Genomic DNA, 7,759 nt, shown 5'->3' on the forward strand with positions numbered 1-7,759 from the left:
AAAATGATTAATTTTATGAGGGGGAAAAGTAATGAAGTTTAAACGGATATGGTCAATCTTGATAGTTATATTCTTTATTGGTATGTTGGCGGCCTGTAATGACAGTGAAGAGGCTTCGAGCAATTCAGAAGGTTCATCGGAAGAAGCAGAACCAGCAGGGGATACACAGGAAACGATTAAAATTGGTGTCCTGGCTTCATTGACAGGTGCATTGGAAGCATACGGAGATCAGACAAAAAAAGGTTTTGAATTAGGGCTGGAATATGCAACCGATGGAACGATGGAGGTTGCGGGGAAGGAAATCGAAGTTTTCTTTGAAGATACAGAAACAGACCCTACCGTTGCAAGACAGAAAGCAATCGAATTACTGGAGGATAAAGAAGTCGACTTTCTCGTTGGCTCATCCAGTTCAGGCGATACACTGGCTGTAACTCCTTTGGCGGAAGAATACGAGAAAATTATGGTTGTGGAACCAGCGGCGGCAGACAGTATTACAGGGGCTGAATACAATGACTACATTTTCCGGACAGCAAGAAACTCAGCACAGGATGCAGTTGCAGCAGCAGCGGCAATTGCAGGTGAAGATGTCAAAATCGCAACCCTTGCACCGGATTATTCGTTTGGACATGATGGTGTAGCAGCATTTGTGTCAGCAGCGGAAGACTTGGGAGCAGATATTGTTCATGAGGAATATGCTGATCAGGCTGCAACCGATTTTACGGCAAATATCCAAAAAATAATCGAATCAGATCCAGATTACTTATTTGTCGTCTGGTCTGGTGCGAACTCACCTTGGAATCAGATTTCTGATATGAGGTTACAGGAACAAGGTATCCAAGTTACAACAGGTGCTCCAGATATCGCAGCACTTGCTACGATGAGCCAGTTAATAGGGATGGAAGGATTTACGGTTTACTATCATACATTGCCAGATAATGAAGTGAATGATTGGCTGGTAGAGGAACATACGAAACGGTTTGATGGAGCGGTTCCTGATTTATTTACACCGGGTGGGATGAGTGCAGCTATTGCCATTGTGGATGCGCTTGAACAAAATGATGGCGATGCAGATGCGAATGCCTTAATTGAGATTATGGAAGGAATGAGCTTTGATACGCCTAAAGGGACGATGACATTCCGACCTGAAGACCATCAGGCATTGCAGGAAATGTACTCCATCACATTGGAGGAAAGTGATGACGTTGATTATCCGGTCCCAGTATTGAATCGCGTACTGACACCGGAAGAGACAGCACCACCAATAATGAATCAGTAACAATTGATTGGGAACATTGCCCTTACCTTCCTGTTCGTTGGTAAGGGCATGTTCTGCATCACGCATTGGAGGAGGAATACGATGAATGCAATTCTGGAAACAAAAGACTTATCCATCGCTTTTGGCGGGCATGTGGCTGTTGATTCCGTGTCTGTACAAATAACGGAAAAGAAATTCACCTCGATTATCGGTCCGAACGGGGCTGGAAAAACCACTTTCTTCAATCTGCTGAGTGGGCAATTATCTCCAACAAAGGGTTCTGTGTATTTTAAAGGGCAGGATATTACAAAGCTTCGGGCAACAGAAAGAACACGAATTGGCATTGGAAGATCCTTTCAAATTACCAATGTTTTTCCTAATTTGACGGTACTGGAAAATGTGCGATTGGCAGTACAGTCACAAGCAAAGGTACGTTACCAGATGATTGCCCATTTTCTGCATTACAAGCAATTTGAACATAAGGCATATGAGCTGCTCGAACGAGTTTACCTGAAGGATAAGGCAAACTCAATTGCCGTAAATTTAGCACATGGTGAAAAGAGAAAGCTCGAGATCGCCATGCTGCTCGCACTGGAAACGGAACTGCTGCTGCTTGATGAACCTACAGCAGGGATGTCGCTTGAAGAGGTTCCGGCAATTATTGAGGTTATTAAGGAAATTAAAGAGCAGGAGGACCGCACGATAGTTCTGATCGAGCACAAAATGGATATGATTATGGGGATGTCTGATGAAGTGCTCGTTTTGTACCATGGTGAATTGATTGCTCAAGGTACTCCTGAAGAGATAGTTGAAAACGAGACGGTTCAGTCGGCATACCTAGGAGGTAGTTACAATGAGCAGCAGCTTACTTAAATTAGACCAGGTCGAAGCATATATCCAGAAGTTTCATATTTTGCAAGGAGTCTCTTTTGAAGTGGAAAAAGGCGGAGTAACCGTATTGCTTGGACGGAATGGTGCCGGTAAGACAACGACATTGCGGACAATCATGGGGCTGAATCAAGTCGGTAAAGGTACGATAACCTTTAACGGTGAAAATATTGGAGATTTGCAGACCCACCAGATAGCAAATAAAGGGATTGGGTATGTGCCTGAGGACCAAGGTGTCTTTGGAGATTTAACAGTCGGTGAGAATATGAGAGTTGCAATGAAGAAAGAGGACGAAGAAACAACAAGGCGGATGGAATGGGTACTTGAATTATTCCCCGATCTGAAAAAGTTTTGGAAAAAGCCTGGAGGAGCATTGAGTGGCGGGCAAAAACAGATGCTCGCTATTGCACGTGCATATGTTAATGAAAATGAACTGCTGCTGATCGATGAACCTAGTAAAGGACTGGCACCAATCATTGTAGATAAGGTAACCGAGTCCATCGAACAAATGAAAGAAAATACGACCATTCTGCTTGTGGAACAGAATTTTATGATGGCAAGTAAAATAGGAAACCAATTTTTTATTATTGACGATGGAAAAACCGTGCATAAGGGACAAATGGAAGAATTGAAGCAAGACAAAGTCTTAATGAAAAAATACCTTGGCATTGCGTAGGGAAGGAGGATGCATGGATGGATTTGATCATTAGTTTAACAGTTAATGGACTTGCAACAGGTATGCTGATTTTCCTTCTTGCAGCAGGTTTGACATTAATATTCGGTTTAATGAGCGTATTGAACTTTGCGCATGGAGGCTTGTTTATATGGGGAGCTTATACTGGTGTATGGAGTTTTCAGATGACTGGCAGCTTCATCGTGGGGATAATTGTTGCCATCATTACCGGTTTATTGCTTGGTCTCGTGACGGAAAGATTGATCATACGACCTGTATATGGAAATCATATTCAGCAGATTTTGATTACGCTCGGTTTTATGCTCGTCCTGCAGGAATTTATAAAGGTTGTATTCGGACCTGATCAGAAGGCTGTTTTCCCTCCTGAAATTTTACAGGGAAGTTTCCTTGTCGGAGACATTGTACTTATCAAATACAGACTGTTTATTATTGCAGTAGGATTACTTATTTTTATCGTTTCCTCATTTATTTTAAAACGTACAAGAGTTGGATTGATTGTTCGGGCGGGAGTGATGAACAAAGAAATGGTTCAGTCTCTCGGCATTAATATAAAACTTGTATTCATGCTTGTGTTTATGGTTGGAGCTGGTCTGGCTGCATTAAGTGGAATCATGCATGCGGTGTATTCAGGTGTTATTTATGCCGAAATGGGGCTGGAATTTTCCATACTTGCTTTTATCGTAGTGGTCATCGGTGGTATGGGCAGTTTCTCAGGTTCTCTTTTTGCAGCGATTTTGGTAGGCTTGGCACAGGCATTTATGGCTTATTACGTCCCTGCGCTTTCACTGGCTGTAAACATGCTGTTAATGACAGTTGTTCTGATTTTCAGACCGCAAGGATTATTCGGAAAGGAGTGAGGAGTAAATGAACATTCGTCGTATGGAGAAGAGTACGTGGATTTTTATCATCATCAGCTTATTGTTATTTATCGTTCCGTTTATTGTAACAGGGCGCAGCATGCAATTTACCATCATACAAATCTTCATCTTTGCGATTTTTGCTATGAGTTATGATATTTTGCTCGGTTTTACTGGAATAATTTCGTTTGGGCATGTGATGTTTTTTGGAATTGGTGCATATTCGACAGCTGTTATTATGGACCGTATGGATGCTACGGTAATGTCTTTTTTCGTGGCAATATTGATAGCTGTTTTTATAGCTGTCATAGTAAGTTTCATTGTCGGGGTATTGACACTTCGGCTGAAGAGTCACTTCTATGCGATGCTGACGTTGGCACTTGCAGGACTCTTTCTGGTGGCAGCTGAAAAATGGCGCTCCCTTACAGGGGGGAATGATGGGTTTACGTTCCGGTTGCCGGAAATATTGCGTGATTCCCATAATCTATACATGCTCTGTCTGGTATCATTACTACTATTCTTTTTTGGATTGAGACGATTTACAAAGTCGCCCTTCGGTAGAGTATTGATGGCAATACGCGAAAATGAAGCACGGACAGAGTCATTGGGATATAAAGTATTGCATTATAAGGTTATTGCAAGTGTCGTAGCTGGTGTGGTGGCGAGCATTGCAGGTGTTCTATATGCGCTGTCCCTGCGCTTTGTCAATACAGGTGTATTTGCAACAGATCTTACAATCGATGTGCTGCTGATGACAATTATTGGTGGAGTCGGAACATTGGTTGGCCCGATCCTTGGTGCCGGTCTGGTAGAGTTCGCGCATCACTGGCTATCCGGCTTATCCGATGTTCATTGGATATTTGATCGTTGGATCATTCTCTATGGAACTGTTTATATATTGGTGGTTATATTCTTCCCATTAGGAATCGTTGGTACTATCCAGTCTAAGTTAACGAATCGTCCGGTCAAAGGATTGCAGGATAATCGTAAAGCTGTTGGGAAATAAAAGGAAGTGAATGAGCATGGATACTATTGGAATTGTCGGTACAGGAGTCTATCTGCCTGAAAAGCGAATGACTTCAAATGAATTGGCTCAGCTTGCAGGAATTCCGGTCGACGTTGTGGAACAAAAGCTAGGTATAAAGGAAAAACCGATACCAGGAAAAGATGATCATACTGCCTATATGGGGGTTCGTGCTGCAAGGAAAGTACTTGAAAAGACTGGAATCCAACCTGAAGAAATTGATCTCGTTATTTATATTGGCGAAGAACACAAAGAATATCCAGTCTGGACAGCAGGCATAAAACTGCAGCATGATATTGGTGCAGTAAATGCATGGGCCTTTGATACAGCATTACGATGTGGTACGACAATCATGGCCTTGAAGTTGGCAAAAGATCTGATGATTGCCGATGAAGAAATTAAAACGGTGCTGTTAGCTGGAGGTTATCGTAATAGTGACTTGATCAATTACGAGAATGCCAACACAAGGTTTATGTTCAATCTGGGAGCGGGTGGAGCTGCCATTATTCTTCAAAAGGGACATCCTGAAAACCAGCTATTACAAACACATATGATTACAGACGGTTCCTTTTCTGAAGATGTTATTGTACCTTCTGGAGGCACGAAAAAACCGATTACAGCAGAAACATTGGCTGCCGGCCTTCATCAATTTGACGTGCCGGACCCTAAAGGTATGAAAAGTCGGCTGGATCAAAAGTCGATGGATAATTTTATTGCATGTGTTGAAAAAGCGTTGGAAAAAAGCGGGTACACGAAAGAAGATATCACTTATGTTGCCATGCTGCATATGAAGCGCTCTGCCCATACATATGTCCTTGATAAACTTGGTGTAGACCATGATAAGTCTATCTATCTTGAAAACTATGGGCATATCGGTCAGATGGATCAGGTTATTTCACTGGAGCTTGCCGAACAGCAAGGGAAATTGAAAGATGGAGATATTGTTGTGCTCGTTTCTGCCGGCATTGGTTATGCCTGGGGAGCAAATGTAATCAAGTGGGGTAAATAATAGGAGGTCTGCAGAATGACAGAAGTAGCTTTAAAAAAAGTAACGTTATCCAATGGAGAATCAATCGCTTACAGGGAACGCGAAGGCGGCGAGGAGATCGTGGTACTCGTTCACGGGAATATGACATCCTCTGTTCACTGGGATTTAGTAATTGAAAACCTTCCAGCGAATTATAAAGTATATGCGGTAGATTTGCGCGGGTTTGGTGAATCCAGCTATGAAAGCCCAATCTCTGAGATTAAAGATTTCTCCGACGATTTGAAGCTCTTTGCTGATGAATTGCAATTGAAAAACTTCGCTTTGGTCGGCTGGTCTTTGGGAGGGACGGTCTGTCAGCAGTTTTGTGCTGATTATCCCTCTTACTGTAATCGGTTATTTTTACTCGCATCAGGGTCTTCCCGTGGATATGCTTTCTACCCGTTAGGTGAGGACGGATTGCCGGATATCAATAATCGTCTGAAAACATTGGAACAAATAATGGACGCTGATAAAACAAAGATTGTGCAAACGGCTTACGATACATTGAATTATGACTTTTTAAAGCAAGTATGGGATATGAGCATTTATGTAAATAAGCAGCCGGATCCGGAAAGGTATCAAAAATATTTGGAAGACATGACAACACAGCGTAATCTTGCAGAGTGCTATCAGGCATTGAACAAATTTAATATCAGCGATGTCCATAACGGACTGGTTGCAGGCGAGAATAGAGTGAAAGATATCCATATCCCGGTCATGATTGCTTGGTGTGAGCATGATATGGTCGTTACAAAACAAATGACAGACGAACTAATAGAGGATTTTGGTGATCAAGCTGTTTCTAAAGAATTGAAAGGCTGTGGACATTCTCCTATGATCGATGATTTAGGACAGCTGCTGCAGGGGATGGAGAATTTCTTGGCGGGGGAACGAACAGGAGAGGAGAATCTTAAATGACAAGACTGCAGGATAAGGTCGCAATTATAACAGGCGCAGCTAATGGGATCGGTCTTCAAGCTGCACGAACATTTGCAGGAGAAGGAGCAAAGGTGATTATTGCTGACTTCGATCAGTCAAAAGGAGAAGAAAGTGAAAAGGAATTACTTTCGGAGGGATTTGAATGTAAGTTTATTCAAGTCAATGTAGCGATTAAAGAGAGTGTAGACCGTTTGGTTGAGCAAGTAATAAAGGAGTTTGGCCAAATAGATATATTGGTAAATAATGCGGGGATAACAAGGGATGCGATGCTTGCAAAAATGACTGTAGAGCAATTCCAGCAAGTGATTGATGTAAATCTGACCGGTGTATTCAACTGTACAAAAGCAGTATTGCCAACGATGGTGGAAAAAGGTAAAGGAAAAATCATCAGTACTTCCAGTGTTTCAGGTGTCTATGGAAACGTTGGTCAGACCAATTATGCAGCAGCCAAAGCAGGGATTATCGGTATGACCAAATCATGGGCGAAGGAGCTTGCCCGTAAAGGAATCAACGTGAATGCCGTCGTCCCGGGCTTTACGGAAACAAGTATGGTTGAAGCAGTACCTGAAAAGGTCATTGAACAAATGAAAGAAAAAATACCGATGCAGCGTCTGGGCCGTCCTGAAGACATTGCCAATGCATATTTATACCTCGCTTCCGATGAGTCCGACTATGTAAATGGCCATGCCCTCCATGTGGATGGCGGTATTATGATGTAACACGTAGGAAGGAGCCTTTTCCCGTATCTTGGGATGGCTTCTTTTTTATTACGGATAAGCCTCTTCGGCAATCACTCTAGGAGACAGCAGCTGGTATGCCCTCCTAGTAACTACCTTCTCACCTATACCCCTCTTCCAGCACGTGCTTCAAAACCCCGCATTGGTGGTTTTAGATGTCAGAGAAATGTCTTTATTAATCTGATGACAGCTCCTAATCGCCCTGTGAGGACGGAGAAAGGATCTTCATCAAGCCGATGAACGTCACTTTAGCCCAGAAATCAAAGAGAAATGAACTTCATCAAGCTTATGAACGTCATTTTAGGGCTGAAATCAAAGAGAAATGAACTTCATCAAGC

The 7,759-nt window shown here is 42.6% G+C and carries 8 protein-coding genes; all 8 read left to right on the top strand.

What is annotated here, in order from left to right; all coding sequences use genetic code 11:
- Positions 1-31 precede the first annotated feature (31 nt).
- Positions 32-1,276 (top strand): substrate-binding domain-containing protein, encoded by a 1,245-nt coding sequence (locus tag A4245_RS02050; RefSeq protein WP_067725194.1) that lies wholly within the window; start codon positions 32-34, stop codon positions 1,274-1,276.
- A gap of 81 nt (positions 1,277-1,357) precedes the next feature.
- Positions 1,358-2,128 carry an ABC transporter ATP-binding protein gene (locus tag A4245_RS02055; protein WP_067725196.1) on the top strand — a complete coding sequence of 257 codons (771 nt, stop codon included), beginning with the start codon at positions 1,358-1,360 and terminating at the stop codon, positions 2,126-2,128.
- Entirely contained in the window at positions 2,109-2,819 is a 711-nt protein-coding gene (locus A4245_RS02060) for an ABC transporter ATP-binding protein (protein ID WP_067725198.1), read from the top strand. The genes A4245_RS02055 and A4245_RS02060 overlap by 20 nt, the downstream gene beginning before the upstream one ends.
- A 17-nt stretch (positions 2,820-2,836) precedes the next feature.
- Positions 2,837-3,694: a branched-chain amino acid ABC transporter permease gene (locus tag A4245_RS02065; RefSeq protein ID WP_067725200.1), complete on the top strand. Its 858-nt coding sequence runs from the start codon at positions 2,837-2,839 to the stop codon at positions 3,692-3,694.
- Between the two features lie 7 nt (positions 3,695-3,701).
- Entirely contained in the window at positions 3,702-4,700 is a 999-nt protein-coding gene (locus A4245_RS02070) for a branched-chain amino acid ABC transporter permease (RefSeq protein ID WP_067725202.1), read from the top strand.
- 16 nt (positions 4,701-4,716) lie between these two features.
- Positions 4,717-5,727, top strand: a complete 1,011-nt coding sequence (locus tag A4245_RS02075) for a 3-oxoacyl-ACP synthase (protein WP_067725204.1) — start codon at positions 4,717-4,719, stop codon at positions 5,725-5,727.
- A gap of 15 nt (positions 5,728-5,742) precedes the next feature.
- Positions 5,743-6,663, top strand: a complete 921-nt coding sequence (gene phaZ, locus A4245_RS02080) for an intracellular short-chain-length polyhydroxyalkanoate depolymerase (RefSeq protein ID WP_067725206.1) — start codon at positions 5,743-5,745, stop codon at positions 6,661-6,663.
- Positions 6,660-7,403, top strand: coding sequence for a 3-oxoacyl-ACP reductase FabG (gene fabG, locus A4245_RS02085; protein WP_067725208.1), 744 nt, complete (start codon positions 6,660-6,662; stop codon positions 7,401-7,403). Before phaZ ends, fabG begins: the two co-directional genes overlap by 4 nt.
- Positions 7,404-7,759 lie beyond the last annotated feature (356 nt).

The organism is Oceanobacillus damuensis (assembly GCF_001618145.1).
Taxonomy (GTDB): Bacteria; Bacillota; Bacilli; order Bacillales; family Amphibacillaceae; genus Oceanobacillus; species Oceanobacillus damuensis.

Excerpts from the sequence above, each read along its gene's own strand:
- A4245_RS02050 (WP_067725194.1), top strand. The coding sequence starts at position 32 with ATGAAGTTTAAACGGATATGGTCAATCTTGATAGTTATATTCTTTATT.
- A4245_RS02055 (WP_067725196.1), top strand. The coding sequence starts at position 1,358 with ATGAATGCAATTCTGGAAACAAAAGACTTATCCATCGCTTTTGGCGGG.
- A4245_RS02060 (WP_067725198.1), top strand. The coding sequence starts at position 2,109 with ATGAGCAGCAGCTTACTTAAATTAGACCAGGTCGAAGCATATATCCAG.
- A4245_RS02065 (WP_067725200.1), top strand. The coding sequence starts at position 2,837 with ATGGATTTGATCATTAGTTTAACAGTTAATGGACTTGCAACAGGTATG.
- A4245_RS02070 (WP_067725202.1), top strand. The coding sequence starts at position 3,702 with ATGAACATTCGTCGTATGGAGAAGAGTACGTGGATTTTTATCATCATC.
- A4245_RS02075 (WP_067725204.1), top strand. The coding sequence starts at position 4,717 with ATGGATACTATTGGAATTGTCGGTACAGGAGTCTATCTGCCTGAAAAG.
- phaZ (WP_067725206.1), top strand. The coding sequence starts at position 5,743 with ATGACAGAAGTAGCTTTAAAAAAAGTAACGTTATCCAATGGAGAATCA.
- fabG (WP_067725208.1), top strand. The coding sequence starts at position 6,660 with ATGACAAGACTGCAGGATAAGGTCGCAATTATAACAGGCGCAGCTAAT.